The 15,528-nt window shown below is 67.7% G+C and carries 24 protein-coding genes and 1 pseudogene; 22 read left to right on the top strand and 3 right to left on the bottom strand.

Annotated features, from left to right (window positions below):
- The first annotated feature begins 807 nt into the window (after positions 1-807).
- A complete protein-coding gene (locus WMF22_RS43440) occupies positions 808-1,383 on the top strand; it encodes a hypothetical protein (protein WP_012240571.1) in 576 nt (191 codons plus the stop codon).
- Positions 1,384-1,475: 92 nt separating this feature from the next.
- On the opposite strand, the gene WMF22_RS43435 is transcribed toward WMF22_RS43440, so the two are convergent.
- From WMF22_RS43435 to WMF22_RS43425, 3 genes are all read right to left on the bottom strand, one after another.
- Positions 1,476-2,909 carry a hypothetical protein gene (locus tag WMF22_RS43435; protein ID WP_438033532.1) on the bottom strand — a complete coding sequence of 478 codons (1,434 nt, stop codon included), beginning with the start codon at positions 2,907-2,909 and terminating at the stop codon, positions 1,476-1,478.
- A gap of 220 nt (positions 2,910-3,129) precedes the next feature.
- Positions 3,130-4,026 carry an SUMF1/EgtB/PvdO family nonheme iron enzyme gene (locus WMF22_RS43430; RefSeq protein WP_437295778.1) on the bottom strand — a complete coding sequence of 299 codons (897 nt, stop codon included), beginning with the start codon at positions 4,024-4,026 and terminating at the stop codon, positions 3,130-3,132.
- A 322-nt stretch (positions 4,027-4,348) separates the two neighbouring features.
- Positions 4,349-5,095, bottom strand: a complete 747-nt coding sequence (locus WMF22_RS43425) for a hypothetical protein (protein ID WP_438037328.1) — start codon at positions 5,093-5,095, stop codon at positions 4,349-4,351.
- Between the two features lie 630 nt (positions 5,096-5,725).
- Here WMF22_RS43425 and rplV point away from each other — a divergent pair.
- The 21 genes and pseudogenes from rplV (at position 5,726) to rpsK (ending at position 15,524) form a co-directional block, all read left to right on the top strand.
- Positions 5,726-6,064 (top strand): 50S ribosomal protein L22, encoded by a 339-nt coding sequence (gene rplV, locus WMF22_RS43420; RefSeq protein ID WP_012240567.1) that lies wholly within the window; start codon positions 5,726-5,728, stop codon positions 6,062-6,064.
- Between the two features lie 17 nt (positions 6,065-6,081).
- A complete protein-coding gene (gene rpsC, locus WMF22_RS43415; RefSeq protein ID WP_020740980.1) occupies positions 6,082-6,774 on the top strand; it encodes a 30S ribosomal protein S3 in 693 nt (230 codons plus the stop codon).
- Between the two features lie 12 nt (positions 6,775-6,786).
- Positions 6,787-7,200 (top strand): 50S ribosomal protein L16, encoded by a 414-nt coding sequence (gene rplP / locus WMF22_RS43410; RefSeq protein WP_012240565.1) that lies wholly within the window; start codon positions 6,787-6,789, stop codon positions 7,198-7,200.
- An 8-nt stretch (positions 7,201-7,208) separates the two neighbouring features.
- Positions 7,209-7,412 carry a 50S ribosomal protein L29 gene (gene rpmC, locus WMF22_RS43405; RefSeq protein WP_012240564.1) on the top strand — a complete coding sequence of 68 codons (204 nt, stop codon included), beginning with the start codon at positions 7,209-7,211 and terminating at the stop codon, positions 7,410-7,412.
- Positions 7,413-7,465: 53 nt separating this feature from the next.
- Entirely contained in the window at positions 7,466-7,765 is a 300-nt protein-coding gene (rpsQ, locus tag WMF22_RS43400) for a 30S ribosomal protein S17 (protein ID WP_044970145.1), read from the top strand.
- Positions 7,766-7,769: 4 nt separating this feature from the next.
- Complete coding sequence (gene rplN, locus WMF22_RS43395) at positions 7,770-8,138, top strand: 50S ribosomal protein L14 (RefSeq protein WP_012240562.1); 369 nt, start codon at positions 7,770-7,772, stop codon at positions 8,136-8,138.
- Entirely contained in the window at positions 8,138-8,455 is a 318-nt protein-coding gene (gene rplX, locus WMF22_RS43390; RefSeq protein ID WP_272102121.1) for a 50S ribosomal protein L24, read from the top strand. Before rplN ends, rplX begins: the two co-directional genes overlap by 1 nt.
- Before the next feature lie 2 nt (positions 8,456-8,457).
- The gene (gene rplE, locus WMF22_RS43385) at positions 8,458-9,183 is read left to right on the top strand and encodes a 50S ribosomal protein L5 (RefSeq protein ID WP_437295777.1); all 726 of its coding nucleotides are present in this window, start codon (positions 8,458-8,460) and stop codon (positions 9,181-9,183) included.
- A gap of 10 nt (positions 9,184-9,193) precedes the next feature.
- Positions 9,194-9,379 carry a type Z 30S ribosomal protein S14 gene (locus tag WMF22_RS43380; protein WP_012240559.1) on the top strand — a complete coding sequence of 62 codons (186 nt, stop codon included), beginning with the start codon at positions 9,194-9,196 and terminating at the stop codon, positions 9,377-9,379.
- A gap of 4 nt (positions 9,380-9,383) precedes the next feature.
- Complete coding sequence (gene rpsH, locus WMF22_RS43375) at positions 9,384-9,779, top strand: 30S ribosomal protein S8 (RefSeq protein WP_012240558.1); 396 nt, start codon at positions 9,384-9,386, stop codon at positions 9,777-9,779.
- Positions 9,779-10,396 (top strand): 50S ribosomal protein L6, encoded by a 618-nt coding sequence (rplF, locus tag WMF22_RS43370; protein ID WP_437295776.1) that lies wholly within the window; start codon positions 9,779-9,781, stop codon positions 10,394-10,396. The genes rpsH and rplF overlap by 1 nt, the downstream gene beginning before the upstream one ends.
- 47 nt (positions 10,397-10,443) lie before the next feature.
- The gene (gene rplR, locus WMF22_RS43365; protein ID WP_012240556.1) at positions 10,444-10,803 is read left to right on the top strand and encodes a 50S ribosomal protein L18; all 360 of its coding nucleotides are present in this window, start codon (positions 10,444-10,446) and stop codon (positions 10,801-10,803) included.
- 79 nt (positions 10,804-10,882) lie between these two features.
- A pseudogene (rpsE, locus tag WMF22_RS43360) lies at positions 10,883-11,362 on the top strand (30S ribosomal protein S5); the annotation flags it as partial.
- Between the two features lie 134 nt (positions 11,363-11,496).
- Positions 11,497-11,700: a 50S ribosomal protein L30 gene (gene rpmD, locus WMF22_RS43355; RefSeq protein WP_437295775.1), complete on the top strand. Its 204-nt coding sequence runs from the start codon at positions 11,497-11,499 to the stop codon at positions 11,698-11,700.
- 50 nt (positions 11,701-11,750) lie between these two features.
- Positions 11,751-12,242 (top strand): 50S ribosomal protein L15, encoded by a 492-nt coding sequence (gene rplO, locus WMF22_RS43350; protein ID WP_012240553.1) that lies wholly within the window; start codon positions 11,751-11,753, stop codon positions 12,240-12,242.
- Positions 12,243-12,286: 44 nt separating this feature from the next.
- Positions 12,287-13,615 carry a preprotein translocase subunit SecY gene (gene secY, locus WMF22_RS43345; protein WP_437295774.1) on the top strand — a complete coding sequence of 443 codons (1,329 nt, stop codon included), beginning with the start codon at positions 12,287-12,289 and terminating at the stop codon, positions 13,613-13,615.
- A 10-nt stretch (positions 13,616-13,625) separates the two neighbouring features.
- Positions 13,626-14,273 (top strand): adenylate kinase, encoded by a 648-nt coding sequence (locus WMF22_RS43340; protein ID WP_437295773.1) that lies wholly within the window; start codon positions 13,626-13,628, stop codon positions 14,271-14,273.
- The gene (gene infA / locus WMF22_RS43335) at positions 14,270-14,521 is read left to right on the top strand and encodes a translation initiation factor IF-1 (protein ID WP_012240550.1); all 252 of its coding nucleotides are present in this window, start codon (positions 14,270-14,272) and stop codon (positions 14,519-14,521) included. Before WMF22_RS43340 ends, infA begins: the two co-directional genes overlap by 4 nt.
- A gap of 31 nt (positions 14,522-14,552) precedes the next feature.
- Positions 14,553-14,669: a 50S ribosomal protein L36 gene (rpmJ, locus tag WMF22_RS43330; protein ID WP_012240549.1), complete on the top strand. Its 117-nt coding sequence runs from the start codon at positions 14,553-14,555 to the stop codon at positions 14,667-14,669.
- A 43-nt stretch (positions 14,670-14,712) separates the two neighbouring features.
- Complete coding sequence (gene rpsM, locus WMF22_RS43325; RefSeq protein WP_012240548.1) at positions 14,713-15,093, top strand: 30S ribosomal protein S13; 381 nt, start codon at positions 14,713-14,715, stop codon at positions 15,091-15,093.
- A gap of 20 nt (positions 15,094-15,113) precedes the next feature.
- On the top strand, positions 15,114-15,524 hold the full coding sequence (rpsK, locus tag WMF22_RS43320; RefSeq protein WP_272102128.1) for a 30S ribosomal protein S11: 411 nt from the start codon (positions 15,114-15,116) through the stop codon (positions 15,522-15,524).
- The last annotated feature ends 4 nt before the right edge of the window (positions 15,525-15,528 follow it).

The following is a 15,528-nucleotide window of genomic DNA, read 5'->3' as shown; positions in this document are numbered from 1 at the left end:
CCGCGCGTGATGTTGAGAGCGGCGCTGCGCGGCCCGAGCGCCTCCGGCGGCGGGACCGGCGCAGAGTCGTCATTTCCAAGAGCTCGGCGGGTTGGCGCGCGATCGGGCGGTCAGCGTGGGTCCGCGCAATCCCCGGCGTGATGAGCGGATGTCGTGTCGAGAGCTCGACCCGGACTCCCGCCCCGCCGGCGCTCATAGCGAAGCGTCCGTGCTGCGCCCCACCCGCCGAGCGGGGCATCCTATCACGCCTCCGCATAGGTCAGTCGTGCGCCCGGGGCGTGCAATGTAGCCACGCGCCGGTCGCCTGTGTGGGGTCGCCAGGCGGTCGCACCCTGCGTGAGGCGCTTCAATGATTGGGGGTGGGGAGGCTCGCGCCGGGCCGCTGCGCCTCGCGGATGTGCGCGTGCCCGCATTGCCGCCCGTGACGGGCGCGCCCCCGGGGCGCGGGGTTGCTCGGTTCTCGGACGGTGCTTACCTGACCGGACCCGAGCACCCGAGACAGGCAATGCCGCGGTGCATCGTCAAGGGGATCGAGAGAGGATTGGCGCCGCCTCGAGGCCGTCCTGCGCGGGGGAGGGGTCTCGGCCATCAATCGACGCTGGCGGGGTTTCATCGCTCGGCGCCTGTCGAGCAAAGCAGCCCAGCCGTTCGGGGCCGTCCCGTCCAATGAGCTCTCCGATTGAGCCCGCCCGCAGCGCCTATTGAAAGAAAAGACGGCCCTCTATCCTCAATTCGCTTGACCAGGCAAGTGGCAACGGCATAGTCGTATCCAACCGCCGAGCTGGATTCGGCGACGAGGGAGAGCACATGGCAACGGACGCCTTTTCACAGCAGATTGTAAACCTCGTGCGGAAAATGCCGGACGAGGCGATCCTCGCGCTCGTCAAGAATCAGCTGGGCGCCGTGACAGGGGAAGCGCCGTTGGTTCCTCCTGCGGCGCCGCGCCGCAGCCGCGCGCGCGCCCGCGCTGCTGGAGCGGTCCAGTCCAAAACGTCTTCCGTCGCGGCCAAGCGCGGCGCCGCGCCGAAGCGTCGGCCTGGTCGCCCGCGCAAGTCGCCGGCCGCCTCGGCGGAGCGTCAGGAGACGCTGGATGCCGTCGAGCGCGTCGTCAAAGCGAGCTCAGGCGTCAGCGCGAGCGAGGTGGCGAAGCAGGCGGGTATCCCGCAGACCCGCGCCGCCGCCGCGCTGAAGGAGCTGAAGCTGGAGAAGCGGATTTTCCAGGGTGGCGACCGTCGCTTCGCCCGTTATGCAGGCGACGCGAAGACCGCCGAGCAGGCGAGCGCGAACGCGCGCAAGACCGCGGCTGGGCCTGCGCCTGTCGTGAAGAAGCCGAGCGCCAAGGGCCGCAAGCGCGTCGCTCCGGCTGCCGCTCCTCCGAAGTAGGTCTGGGGACCACCGTGCACGTCAGCATCAGATGGAATGCAAGCTGTGCTGACGCGCCGCGTTTGGAATGACTGTCCCGTTCGAGACGGAGCTCAGGGCGGGCTCCAAGTGAGCCCGCCATCATCGGAGGCCGCGACGTACCAGCCGCGGCGCGATGTCCCGGTGACGTCCGCTTGGAGGAGCATCAAGAGTCGGTTTCCGAACGAGAGGAGGGTTCCGAGCTCGATACGGCCGCGCTCGCCCGTGGCTTCTCCGATTACCCTGGGGACGTCGTAGATCTTACCCACTTCCGGCGATAGCGCGATATAGAGCCCCCATCGCGCTGCCGCGCGGGAGGTCAGCACTGCGGTGACGCCTTCGCGTGTGGGCGCCAGGGCGACAGACCGTTCATGCGGCTCCAGCCAGGGTCGGAAGGGCGGCTTCTCGGCGATGACGCAGGTGCCTTGGAGGGTGCAGGTCGCGAGCGTTCGCTCTCCGGTTGTGGGCGTCATGACTTCGACCATGATCCGGTCGGCTGCGCAGCCGACCGACGCTCTAGGCGGGGCTTTCGCCGGGAGCTTCAGCACGGCTGTCTGGGCAGCGGAGACGGCGACCACGGCGGTCTTGTCGGGCGGCTGAGGAACGAGCTGGATCGACCAGCCGGTGAAATCGCATGCTGGTGTCGCGGAGAGCGCGGCGATGGCCGCTGGGGTCATCGCGAGTCCCTCGATGCTCTTCGGTGCGTCGAGCGGCTTCCCCGGCGCGGGGACGGGCCGCACGAGGAGGTTGCGCCCGCGCACCGACAGGAGCATCGGTGGGCGGCCATAAGGCACGGGCAGCGCCTGTTCCTGCGTGGGGAGCGGGACGGCAGGCACCGGCTCGGCGCCCGCCGGCCCCGCATAGACGAGGGTCGCGTGCCGAGGCTTGGGCTCCACGAGCAGCGCGGCGCTCTCGGCGGAGAGCACCGCGGGCACGGCGTTCACCAGCGGCCGCGCTCCGCGGCTCAGCGCGGGTAGCGTGACCGGTGAAGGCGCCGACAGGTCGGTCGCCTCGAACGGAGCGAAGAAGAGGCTCGGCGGGTCCAGCGCGGACGGCGTCCCTCGATTCCCGCGTGTCTCCGTCGGGAGAGCCGGGCCGCGCGGACCGGTGGTGAGCACCGTGGCGCCGTCTCCGCCGACCGACCAGGTCGACCACCCCTCGCGGACGCGCCGCAGAGATCGCCAGGTCCGGCCTGCGTTCTCGGTCACGAGCGCGATCGCCTCGTTCTCGACCTCTCCTGTCACCACGGCTCGCCTCTCATCGAGCACGAACGCCCGTCGCCATCGGGTCGACGACGGCGCGAGCGCCGAATCGATGCCACGCGCCTGGCCAATGGCGGTGGTGAGCTCATCCGAGGACGCCGCGCCCGGGGGCGGCGGGACGGTGATGGGCGCTGCCTTTTCCTTCTTCCCGCAACCGAGCGCCAGGAGGGCCGTCAGGGCGGCAAGGGCGGTCGCAGCGGCGCGGCGCCGCGTGGGCGCGCTCACTATGGAGTCGAGCATCGGCAATCTCTTCGTTGGTGTCGCCGTGGCTTGCTGCGCGGCGGCCCTGGCTTCTCCACGACTCGCACGCTCGCCCGCGCCGCGCCCGAGCCGTCGTGCCGGAGCGTCCGTCGCGTCACGGAGAGATGCGCGCGCGGCGATCGCCCTGTCTCCCCGCTGAATCGCCCCGAGCTCCGCGTTCGATTAGCGTCTGCGCCACCGCCGGCCGCACGCCGCGCGGCCAGCACTAGTCGGCCTGCTCCGGATCCATGCAGCACCGGAAGCCCGTCGAGTAGTCGTGGTAGCCGAACGAGTGGGCGGTCGTGGCATATTTGCAGCCCTCGCCGTTGCGCGCCGTGTCCATGAAATAGCCGCCACGGAAGGTGCCGCTCGGATCATCGACCCACTCGTGGAGGTTGCCTACCATGTCGAACACGCCGTAGGCGTTGGTGCATCCCGCGCGCTCGCCCGTCGGGAGCAGCGCCTGGGACAGCTGGTTGATGAGCGGGTTGTTCATCGCCGTCGTCCAGCGCTCCTCGGGCTTGATGTCGAGCAGCGCCGCGATCTCGGCGACGGGGTGAACCCGTCGCTCGTCATCGTTGCACACGCCCTGCTGGCGGAGCGCGCCGTAGGGAAACGCCGTGTCGTCCGGCCCTCGGCAGGCGGTCACCCACTCCTCCGAGGTGCACAGGCGCTTGCCCGATGCCGCGCACGCCAGCTTGGCCTGCCGCCCGCTGATGTAGCCTTGGGGGATGACCCCCTGCCAGGACACGGCGCGGACGCGGCGCTCGTTCCCGTCGATCGGATCGTAGGGCGACCAGGGGCGCTCACCGCTGGGCGTCACCTCGACCAGAGCGCCCTCCCAGCGGTCGACGCACACGCGATCGTCGACGAGGGACATCTCCGCGGGGCAGCGCGCGCTGGCCGTCGAGGAGGACGTCGGGATGGCGCCGATCTCGGTCTCCATCCCCGACGCGAGCGTTGCGCTGTCCTTGACGGCAGCGAGCGCGCTCTCCTTGGCCTTGATGCGCCTTTCCGTCGGGACTGCGGCGGTCCCCTCGAGCGAGGCGCGCACCATCAGGCGCGGCGTGATCTGCTCCGCTGTCGTCGACCCCGGAGCACAGCCGGCCGACGCGACGAGCACGCCGAGCAGCGCTCCACCGCCGAATGGACGCGCCCCCGGCGATCGCGGAACGGGGGCTGCCAGGCGCGGGCGGGAGGAGTCCTTGGCCACGGAGGAGCCGAGGATCCCTTCCCGCGATCTTTTTTGCAACCGAATACCGCGCTCGGGGGCTCCCCGAACGGGCCTACATGAGAGGGTGCGCGCCCCGGGGCGCTAAGGTGGGTGTGAGCTGGTGAGGGGCCCAGAGGTCATCTGGTGTGCGTCGAATGCCAGGGGAAAAGAACGGCGAGAGCAGAGCGAGCACGGTGGGCGCGCAGGCCGTGCACCCGTGGCGGCGGCCGGGTCAGTCGAAGGCCATGATCTCCTCGTAGCATGCGTCGTAAGCCTCCTGGCAGGAGACATTCGGGTTGTCGTTCATGCACGCGACGAGATCGTCCGTTGCATCTCCGTTGAGGGGGTTCATCTGAGCCGCGCACTTGGCGGGGTCGAACGTGCCGGCGTCGCAGAAGCCGGAGATGGTGTCGCAGATCTCGTCGGCCTGGTGCGGGCACGCGTTGGCGTACGTGCGGTTCATGCACGCTTGAACGGGATCCACATCGCACGCCCGCTCCACGCCGATGTCGCTCAGGCAGTCCCAGAGGTCCGCGGCGTGACCCGGGGAGAAGACGGCGAAGCCGTGCTTGCAGAGCCCGTAGCCGATCGGGTCCTCGTCGCGGTTCGCGCCGCACTGGCTCGTCGCCCCCTGCGCAGGCGAGATGTTGAGCTCGTCACAGGCCGCGACCGTGAGGTCGCCGTCCGACGCCTCGATGCACGCGTCGCTGCCGCCGGAGCCGCCCTGGCCGCCGTCGCCGCCGTCGCCACCCTGGCCGCCGTCGCCGCCGTCGCCGCCGTCGCCGCCGTCGCCGCCCTGGCCGCCGTCGCCGCCGTCGCCGCCCTGGCCGCCGCTGGTCGTGGACCCGTGGGTGACGCCGGGTCCGACCGTCTGGTCCACCTCGTTGTCGGTGCCCTCCGTGGTCACGACGCAGCCGGTGTAGATGGCGGGCAAGAGGAAGGTAAGCGCGAGGAAAGAATGGCGATGGCGAGCAAGCATGGTCACGTTGCCTCCTACAATGTCAGGGAAGAGTTCCACGGCCTGGTGCGTTCGACTGAACCTGGGGCTCCCCTATTCCCCACGCAATCCTGCTCTTCGGCCTGGTCCAGCCGTCCGACGCCGACGCTCCGGGGGTGCACCTCCGCCGCCGACGGCTCAGGCCGACGTCGACAGCTTGTTTCAGGTGCATTTCGTCAGTGTCAAGAACAGATTTCGGCCTCGCGCTCGTCCGTCCGCCTGCCCGGGCACCAGGCCCGGCGTGCCCGGACCCTCCCCACGTCCGTTCAGGAGGATCTGAAAAGCTGCTCAGCCCGCGGGGACGCGCGAAACAAACTGAAAGGGAGCGGAAGGATCGCGCTTGCGTACCGCCCCTCCCGCTGGTAATCACCGCGCTCCGTTTTCCCGGGCGATCGGGTGTCCTCCCGGTCTCCCAGTAGAAGAGCCGTAACGGCGCTTCGATCCCAGCTCCGCCCCTTCGGCCGCCGCGGGAACCCCCCCGGTGACGCGAAGGGGGCCCACGTCGATGGACGTCGGGCTGGGACCGGAAGCGTACGACGGTGCAACCGGTTCGCAGCGAACCGAAACCCGGTACGGAGTAACTCCGCCCGCCGGTGTCGCGAGGTGTCTCGAATGGTAAGCAAAGCCAGTGCGATGTTTTCGCGGATCGCCCCGCGCAAGGCTCGCATGATCGCCGATCTCGTTCGAGGTCGCGACGCGGACGAGGCGATCCAGCTGCTCTCGTTCACGCAGAAGAGCGGAGCCCCCGTCCTGCGGAAGATCATCGAGAGCGCGGTCGCGAACGCCCAGCAGGCGGGCGCCGACATCGACGCGCTCTTCATCAGCAAGGCCACCGTCGACAAGGGGCCGAACAAGTTCAACCGCCGCTGGCGGCCGCGCGCGATGGGCCGTGCGACCCGGATCACCAAGGGCGTGTCGCACATCGTCATCGAAGTCGACGAGAGAAAGTAAGTAGAGGACCTGCCGATATGGGACAGAAGACCCATCCGTATGGCTTCCGCGTCGGTGTCATCAAGACGTGGAGCAGCAAGTGGTACGAGGACGGCGCTGCGTATCAGAAGTGGCTCCACCAGGACATCCGCATCAAGCGCGCGATCAAGCAGTACCTCTACAACGCCAACATCGCCGGCGTGGAGATCGAGCGCGCCGCCAACCGCGCGAAGGTGATCGTCTTCACCGCCCGCCCCGGCATGGTGATCGGCAAGGGCGGCAAGGGCATCGAGACGCTGAAGAGCGGGAACGTCGGCACCGCCTCCAAGGGTGAGACGCTCTTCCCCGGCGTGTCGTCGTTCACCGACAACGAGGTGTTCATCGACGTGCAGGAGGTCCGGAAGGCCGAGACCAACGCGCAGCTCGTCGCCGAGAACATCGCGACGCAGCTCGAGCGCCGGATCGCGTTCCGCCGGGCGATGAAGAAGGCGGTGTCCACCGCGATGAAGTTCGGCGCGAAGGGCATCCGCGTGCGCTGCGCCGGCAGGCTCGGTGGCAGCGAGATGAGCCGCGTCGAGACCTACCGCGAGGGCCGGGTGCCGCTGCACACGCTCCGCGCCGACATCGAGTTCGGCCTGGCCGAGGCGAAGACGAAGGTCGGCATCATCGGCGTGAAGGTCTGGATGTTCAAGGGCGAGGTCCTGCAGCGTAAGGCGCGCCGGATCCAGTAGAGGGATTGCAGAATGCTGTCTCCGAAGCGAACCAAGTTCCGCAAGATGCAGAAGGGGAACAACCGCGGCCTCGCCATGACGGGCAGCGACGTCTCCTTCGGCGACTTTGCGCTCCAGTGCGTCGAGCCTGCCCGCGTGACCTCGCGGCAGATCGAGGCGGCTCGTATGGCGATCCAGCGGCACGTGAAGCGCGCGGGCAAGCTCTGGATCCGCATCTTCCCGGACCGCCCGGTGACGAAGAAGCCGCTCGAGGTCCGCATGGGTGGGGGCAAGGGCGCGCCCGAGGAGTGGTGCGCGCTCGTGCAGCCGGGCCGCGTGATGTACGAGATCAGCGGCGTGAGCGAGGAGACTGCGAAGGAGGCGTTCCGCCTCGCGTCGCACAAGCTCCCGATGCAGTGCAAGTTCCTCGCCCGCGGGCTGACGTGAGGTAGGCGATGAAGGCGAAGGATTTGCGTGAACGCACCACCGAGCACCTGCGCGAGCTCGAGAAGTCTCTGGCGGCGGGCCTGTTCGAGGCGCGGTTCAAGAATTTCACGAACCGGCTGAACGACACGGCGACGATCCGCAAGGCGAAGCGGGACCTCGCGCGGGTGAAGACGATCCTCACGCAGCGCGCGCGTGCCGAGGAGAAGGCGTAGCCATGGCGAAGAAGAAGGCAGAGACCCAGCAGCCGGCCGCTGCGGCGCCCGAGCTGGCAGCCGCGGCGCCTGCGCAGGCCGAGACCGAGGCGAAGGCGCACGGCTTCCGGCGCAAGCTGGTCGGCAAGGTGACCAGCAACAAGATGAACAAGACGGTCACCGTCGAGGTCATCCGGAACGCGCTCGACCCTGTGTACAAGAAGTACGTCCGTCAGCGGGAGCGCTACAAGGCGCACGACGAGACGAACCAGTACAAGGTGGGCGATCGCGTCGAGATCACGGAGCACAGGCCGATCTCCCGCGACAAGCGGTGGCTCGTGACCAAGCTCGTTGCCCGCCCGGTGGAGGAGTAGCGCCATGATCCAGGTGTCGACGCATCTCGAGGTCGCGGACAACTCCGGCGCCCGAATCGTGAAGTGCATCAAGGTGCTCGGCGGCTCGCGCCGCAAGTACGCCGCCCTCGGCGACGTCATCGTCGTCTCGATCAAGGAGGCGTTGCCGGGCACCAAGGTGAAGAAGGGCGAGACGGCGCGCGCCGTCGTCGTCCGCACCGCCCGGGAGTACCAGCGCTCGGACGGCAGCTACATCAAGTTCGACGGGAACAGCGCGGTCCTCATCAACAAGGAGAAGGAGCCGATCGGTACCCGTATCTTCGGGCCGGTCGCTCGTGAGCTCCGCGCGAAGAAGTTCATGAAGATCATCTCTCTCGCTCCGGAGGTCCTCTGATGAAGCGCCTCAGGGTCGGTGACCTCGTGCAGGTCATCAGCGGCAAGGAGGAGGGGAAGCAGGGCCGGATCACCAAGATCCTCGCTGACGAGGATCGCGTGGTCGTGGAAGGCCTGAACACGGTGACCCGCCACCAGCGGCCCACGCCGCGCAACCAGGAGGGCGGGAAGATCACCAAGGAGGCGCCGATTCACGCCTCGAATGTCATGCCGGTCGATCCGGCGACGGGCAAGCCGACGCGCGTGAAGGTGCGCGTCGGTGAGGACGGCAAGAAGACGCGCGTCGGCAAGAGCGGCAGCGCGATCGGTGTGGGCTAGCCATGGCGGACAAGAAGGACAAGGACAAGGCGGCCAAGGACGCCGGCAAGGGCAAGGACAAGCCCAAGCCGCAGCAGGCCAAGCCGCAGGCGCCCGCCAAGAGCAAGGAAGCCAAGGGCGCGAAGGCCAAGGGCGCCGAGGCCGAGGCCTCCGGGCCGGTCGAGGAGCGCCCGCGCGACCCGAACTACGCGCCGCGGCTCCGCACGCACTACAGGAAGAGCGTGACGGCCGCGCTCGCGAAGAAGTTCGGCTACAAGAACCCGATGATGGTGCCCCGCCTGCAGAAGGTGGTCATCAACATGGGGCTCGGCGCCGCGGTGCAGAACCCGAAGATCATCGACTCCGCCGTCGAGGACATGCGGGCGATCTCCGGCCAGAAGCCGGTGGTGACCCGGGCCCGGAAGTCGATCGCGACCTTCAAGCTGCGCGAGAACCTGCCCATCGGCGTGATGGTGACCCTGCGTGCCGAGCGGATGTGGGAGTTCGTCGATCGCCTGATCGCGTTCTCTCTCCCGCGCGTTCGCGACTTCAAGGGCGTGAGCCCGAAGGGGTTCGACGGCAAGGGCAACTTCACGATGGGCCTGCGCGAGCAGATCATCTTCCCTGAGATCGACTACGACAAGATCGACGTCGTGAAGGGGCTCAACATCTCGTTCGTGACGACGGCGAAGACGGACGAAGAAGGACGCGCGCTCCTGACCGAGCTTGGCATCCCGTTCCGGCATTGAGGGATTTTCGATGGCCCGTGCAAAAGAGTTTGCGAAGCTGAACCGTCCGCCGAAGTTTTCTACGCGGCACAAGAACCGTTGCAAGGTGTGCGGGCGCGCGCGCGCTTACTACCGCGACTTCGAGCTCTGCCGCGTCTGCCTTCGGTTGTTCGCGCTCCGTGGTGAGCTCCCTGGTGTGATCAAGGCCAGCTGGTGATTCTATGATGACCGATCCCATCGCCGACATGCTGACCCGCATTCGCAACGCGGCGCTCGCGCGGCACGACAGGACCGAGGTCCCCGCGAGCCGCATCAAGGCCGCGGTCGCGGAGATCCTCAAGTCCGAGGGCTTCATCGCCGACGTGCGCGAGACCGAGGGCGAGGGTCCCAAGAAGCTCACGATCGTGCTCAAGTACGGGCGCGATCGACAGAGCGCGATCGACGGCGTGCGCCGCGTCTCCCGCCCCGGGCGCCGCGTGTACGTGCGTCACGACAGGATCCCGCGCGTGTTCAGCGGGCTCGGGATCTCGATCCTGAGCACGTCCCGCGGGCTCATGAGCGACAGGGATGCGCGCCGTCTCAAGATGGGTGGCGAGCTGATCTGCGAGGTGTGGTGATGGAAGCTCAGGCGAACGCAGCCCAGCCCGCGAACGGTGAAAGCCGGCTCGCTCCGAAGACGTCGCGCGTTGGCAAGCGCCCGATCGACCTGCCGAAGGGGGTCACCGCGACCGTCAACGGCCGGAAGATCGACGTCAAGGGCCCGAAGGGCCAGCTCTCGCGCGCGATCACCGACAAGGTGGACATCAAGCTCGAGGGCAGCAAGCTGCACGTGAGCTCGGTGGCGCCGGGGCGCGACGCGTCGCGCCTCCAGGGCCTCACGCGGGCGCTCGTGGCCGCGATGGTGAAGGGCGTCGCGGAGGGCTACGAGCGGACGCTCGAGCTCAAGGGGACCGGCTATCGCGTCGAGCTCAAGGGCACGACGCTGAACTTCGCCCTCGGCTTCTCCCACCCGGTGACCTTCCCGGTGCCCACGGGGCTCACGGCGACGATCCCGGCGGACTCGAAGGGCACCGTCCTGATCCTGACGGGCGCGGACAAGGAGCTCATCGGGCAGACGGCCGCGACGATCCGTGGCTTCAGGCCGCCGGAGCCGTACGGCGGCAAGGGCGTCCGTTACCGCGGCGAGCGCGTGCGGGAGAAGGCTGGCAAGGCCGGCAAGGGCGGCAAGAAGTAAAGGCGAGCGGCGGCGTGTTCGCCGCTGCACCGAGGGACGAGACGGTCATGGGCATGAAAATCGTCGGTCGGGAGCGCCGGAAGCTCCGCATCCGCAAGAAGGTCGAGGGGACGCCGGAGCGCCCGCGCCTCAGCGTCTTCCGCAGCTCGAAGCACATTTACGCGCAGGTCATCGACGACGTGAGCGGCAAGACCCTCGCCCACGCTTCGACGCTGTCGAAGGACCTCAAGGGCTCCCTCGACGAGGACAACAAGGTCGAGGCGGCGAAGAAGGTCGGGGCTCTGATCGCGAGGATCTGCAAGGAGAGGCAGATCGACAAGGTCGTCTTCGACCGCAACGGCTATCTGTATCATGGGCGCGTCAGCGCCCTCGCCCAGGCGGCGCGCGAGGCAGGTCTCGATTTCTGACTCCCACAGCCGCTGCCCTGATGGTGAGGGCGGCGGGCGCGGTCAACTGCCGCGGCGGAGAACGTGATAGAGGACGGTTATGGCGTTCGATCATGTCGACGAAGAGAAGCTGAAAGAGCGAGTCATCCACATCAACCGCGTCGCCAAGGTCGTCAAGGGCGGCCGGCGCTTCAGCTTCTCGGCGCTGGTCGTGGTGGGCGACGAAGCGGGGCACGTGGGCATCGGCCTGGGCAAGGCCAACGAGGTGCCGGAGGCCATCCGCAAGGGGAACGATCAGGCTCGCAAGAACCTGTTCCGCATTCCCCTGGACGGCGTGACCATCCCGCACGACTCGTTCGGCCACGTCGGGGCGGGCAAGGTCCTGCTGAAGCCGGCCAGCCCTGGGACGGGCGTCATCGCCGGCGGCGCGGTGCGCGCCGTCGTCGAGTCGGCGGGGATCCACGACGTGCTGTCGAAGTCGCTCGGCACGAGCAACCCGCACAACGTCGTGCACGCGACCGTCGCCGCGCTCCGTGGGCTGAAGAGCCCGGAGAGCGTCGCCGGGAAGCGGTCGATGCAGCTCGACTCGCTCGACTACCAGCGCCGCGGCAGCACGAACACCGCGGGTCGACGGCGCGCGAGCGTGGCGCCGCCCCCCGGGAAGCCGGGCAGCGGCGGTGGTGCACCGAGCGGCGGCGGTGAAGGAGGCTCGCAGTGAAGCTCCGGGTACGTCAGAAGGCCAGCAACATCGGCCAGGTCGAGCACACCCGCAAGATCATCAAGGGGCTCGGCCTGCGTGGGCCGGGGTCCGTGGTGGTCGTCGCGAACACGCCCTCGTTCCGTGGCATGGTGAAGAAGGTCCTCCACCTCGTCGAGGTCGAGGAGGTCGCCGACGGAGCGACCTCCTCGAAGGCCTGAGAAGCGAGATCGTCATTCCAGCGGAGTCGCCGCGTACGGAAGTGTGAAACATGGACATTCTTTCTAAGCTCCAAGCCCCTGAGGGCGCCGTAACCAAGAGGCTCCGCGTTGGCCGTGGCGTGGGGTCGGGCGTCGGCAAGACGTCTGGCCGCGGACAAAAAGGGCAGAAGGCGCGAGCCGGCGGCAACATCAACAAGAAGCACTTTCAGGGCGGGCAGACGCCGATCCAGCGTCGCCTCCCGAAGCGTGGCTTCCGCAACCCGCTCGCGGACATCGTCGTCAACGTCAACGTCGGCGACCTCGAGGCGTTCGACGATGGCGCCCAGGTCGATCTGATCGCGCTCCACGAGCGCCGCCTCGTGCAGGGGCGGTTCGACGTGCTGAAGATCCTCGGCGACGGTGAGCTCACGAAGAAGCTCACGGTGACGGCGCACCGCTTCTCCAAGGGAGCGGTCGAGAAGATCGAGAAGGCGGGGGGCAAGGCGGTCGTGCTCGCGGCGCCTGCACCCCAGGGCAACTCGACGGACTCCTCGTCCTCGTAGTCAGCGCGCACGCGCACCCACCAAGCCGGAGTCCAGGATCGCCTATGGCCAGCCTCGCGGGAATCACCAACTTCCACAAGATCCCCGAGCTCCGGCGACGCGTGATCTTCACCCTGGTGATGCTCGCGGTCTACCGGGTCGGCGTCTTCGTGACGACGCCCGGTGTCGACCGGAACGCGATGCGCCAGTACGTCGCGAAGCAGTCCGGCGGGCTCCTGAGCTTCTTCAACATGTTCTCGGGCGGCGCGCTGGAGAACCTGTCGATCTTCGCGCTCGGGATCATGCCGTACATCTCGGCCTCGATCATCATGCAGCTCATGGGCATGGTCTACAAGCCCATCGACGAGCTGCGGAAAGAGGGCGAGCAGGGTCGCCGGCGGATCGATCAGTACACGCGGTACGGCACGGTCGCGCTCTCGCTGTTCCAGGCCTTCTCGATCGCGAAGATGCTCGAGGGCCTGTCGAGCAGCGAGACCGGGGCCGGGATCGTGAACCACCCCGGCATCGGCTTTCAGCTGATGACGGTCATCACGCTGACGACCGGGACCGCGTTCCTGATGTGGATTGGCGAGCAGATCACGGAGCGCGGCGTCTCGAACGGCGTCTCGCTCCTGATCTTCGCGAGCATCGTCACGCGCGTCCCGCAGGAGATCGGCAACTACTTCGCCCAGAACGCCGGCGATCTCCAGCCCCTGACGATGGCCGCGATCGTCGCGTTCATCGTGTTCGTCATCGCCGTCATCGCGTTCTTCGAGAACGGCAGGCGTCAGATCCCGATCGTGTACTCGCGGCGCCAGGTCGGTCGCCGCGTCTACGGCGGGCAGACGGCGCACCTGCCGCTGAAGGTGAACACGGCCGGGACCATCCCCCCCATCTTCGCGTCGTCGCTGCTGATGTTCCCGCAGACGCTCGCGAACATGAACGTCCCCGGGGCCGAGCAGATTCAGGCGATCATCAACCGGGGGGACTGGGTCTTCAACACCGGCTACGCGCTGCTCATCATCTTCTTCTGCTTCTTCTACACGAACGTCACGTTCCAGCCGGTGGACGTCGCGGAGAACCTGAAGAAGCAACAGGCAAATATCCCCGGGATCAGGCCAGGCAAGCAGACGGCGGACTACATTCACCGCGTGATCCAGCGGATCACCGTGGGCGGCGCGCTCTATGTCGCCGCGGTGTGCGTGGTGCCCTCGATCGTCGGCAACCTGCTGCGTGTCCCCTTCGGCTTCGGAGGCACGTCGCTCATGATCGTCGTCGGCGTCGCGCTCGACACCGTGAACCAGCTGGAGGCGCACCTGATCACGCGGAGCTACGAGGGGCTGACGGGCCCCGGTGCCACCCGCATCCGGGGCCGCAGGCTCCCGGAAGCGTGATGGAGGGCAAATGATCTTGGTTCTGGTGGGGCCTCCTGGAGCTGGGAAGGGTACGCAGGCGAAGCTGCTGTGCGCACGCTTCGGCATCCCGCAAATCTCGACCGGCGACATGCTGCGCGAGGCAAAGCGGTCGGGGACCTTGGAGAAGCGCTATCTGGACATCATGGACTCTGGCGGACTCCTGCCGGATGAGGCCGTCATCGGCCTCATCGCGCGCAGGACGGCCGAGCCCGACTGCAGCGCCGGCTTCCTGCTGGACGGATTTCCGAGGACTGTGCCCCAGGCAGACGCGCTCGACGAGCTGCTGGCCAGCGCCAACCAGGGCGGCAAGCGGATTGATGCGGTGATCCAGCTGGACGTGGCGCGTCCCCTGCTCGAGGAACGGCTGATCCATCGCCGAACTGACAAACGCAGTGGACAGATATATCATCTCGTCTATAATCCGCCGCCCCCCGGTGCGGAGCTAGAGCATCGGGCCGATGATCGGCCCGAGGCTGTTGCAAAGCGTCTCGACGCCTACGAGGCGATGACGGCGGCCCTTCTTCCGTTCTACGAGCAGAAGAAGCTGCTGCATCGCGTCGATGGAGTCGGGAAGCCTGAAGACGTGACGCACAGGGTGCTGTCGGCCATTGGCCGGCCGGGCTCGGGTGGAGAATGAGGCGTAAGAATCAGACCAGACCGCCGAAGGAACCGAAGGGCGACAAGCTCGAGTTCGACGGCGTGGTTCAAGAGGCCCTGCCGAACGCCATGTTTCGCGTGAAGGCGGACAACGGCCTCGGCGTCCTCGCGACCATCAGCGGCCGGATGCGGCAGTACTACATCAAGATCCTGCCGGGCGACCGCGTGACCGTCGAGGTCTCGCCGTATGACCCGAGCCGAGGCCGGATCACGTACCGGCACAAGTAACGTAGTTTTTTGAGGAATCTGGAGGCTCCCCGTGAAGGTGCGCCCGAGCGTCAAGAAGATCTGCGACAAGTGCAAGGTGGTCCGGCGGCGTGGTGTCGTTCGGATCATCTGCGAGAACCCCCGCCACAAGCAGCGCCAGGGGAACTAGCTCTTTCGGCGGAAGCCCGCCCCCGTTTCGGTTTGGAGTAACCATGGCTCGTATCGCTGGTGTCGATCTCCCGCGTCGGAAGCATGTCGCCTACGCCCTGCCGTACCTGTTCGGCATCGGGCGGACTCTCGCCTTGCAAATCTGCGAGAAGACCAACATTCCGCAGAACAAGCGGGTCGAGGAGCTCAGCGATGCTGAGGTGAAGGCGATCCGCGACCTCCTGGACGCCGAGTACAAGGTCGAGGGCGACCTGCGGCGCGAGGTGCAGCTCAACATCAAGCGGCTCATGGACCTCGGCTGCTACCGAGGGCTCCGCCACCGGCGCGGGCTCCCGGCGAACGGGCAGAGGACGCATACGAACGCGCGCACCCGGAAGGGACCGCGCAAGGGCATGTTGCAGCGGCGTCCTGCCGCGACCAAGTGACGAGCGGGGATTAGGACGCCATGGCGCAAGCGAAGACGGCTGCCGCTACAACGAAGGCCAAGCAGAAGAAGAAGGTCAAGAAGAATGTCTCCGCGGGCATCGCGCACATTCAGTCGACCTTCAACAACACGGTCGTGACGATCACGGACATCAACGGCAACGCGATTGCGTGGTCGTCCGCTGGCGCTCGCGGCTTCAAGGGATCGCGCAAGTCGACGCCGTTCGCCGCGCAGCTCGCGGCGGAAGAGGCGGCGCGCCGGGCGCAGGAGCACGGGATGCGCTCGGTCGCCGTGTTCGTGAAGGGGCCGGGGGCCGGGCGCGAGAGCGCGCTCCGTGCGCTCCAGACCGCTGGCTTCAAGGTGACGCTGATCCGCGACGTCACGCCGATCCCCCACAACGGTTGCCGGCCGCCCAAGCGGCGCAGGGTTTGAGGTA

Source organism: Sorangium sp. So ce204 (genome assembly GCF_051526795.1).
Taxonomy (GTDB): Bacteria; Myxococcota_A; Polyangia; order Polyangiales; family Polyangiaceae; genus Sorangium; species Sorangium cellulosum_B.
Note: the sequence above shows the minus strand (reverse complement) of the source record. Positions and strands in the feature narration are given on the sequence as shown.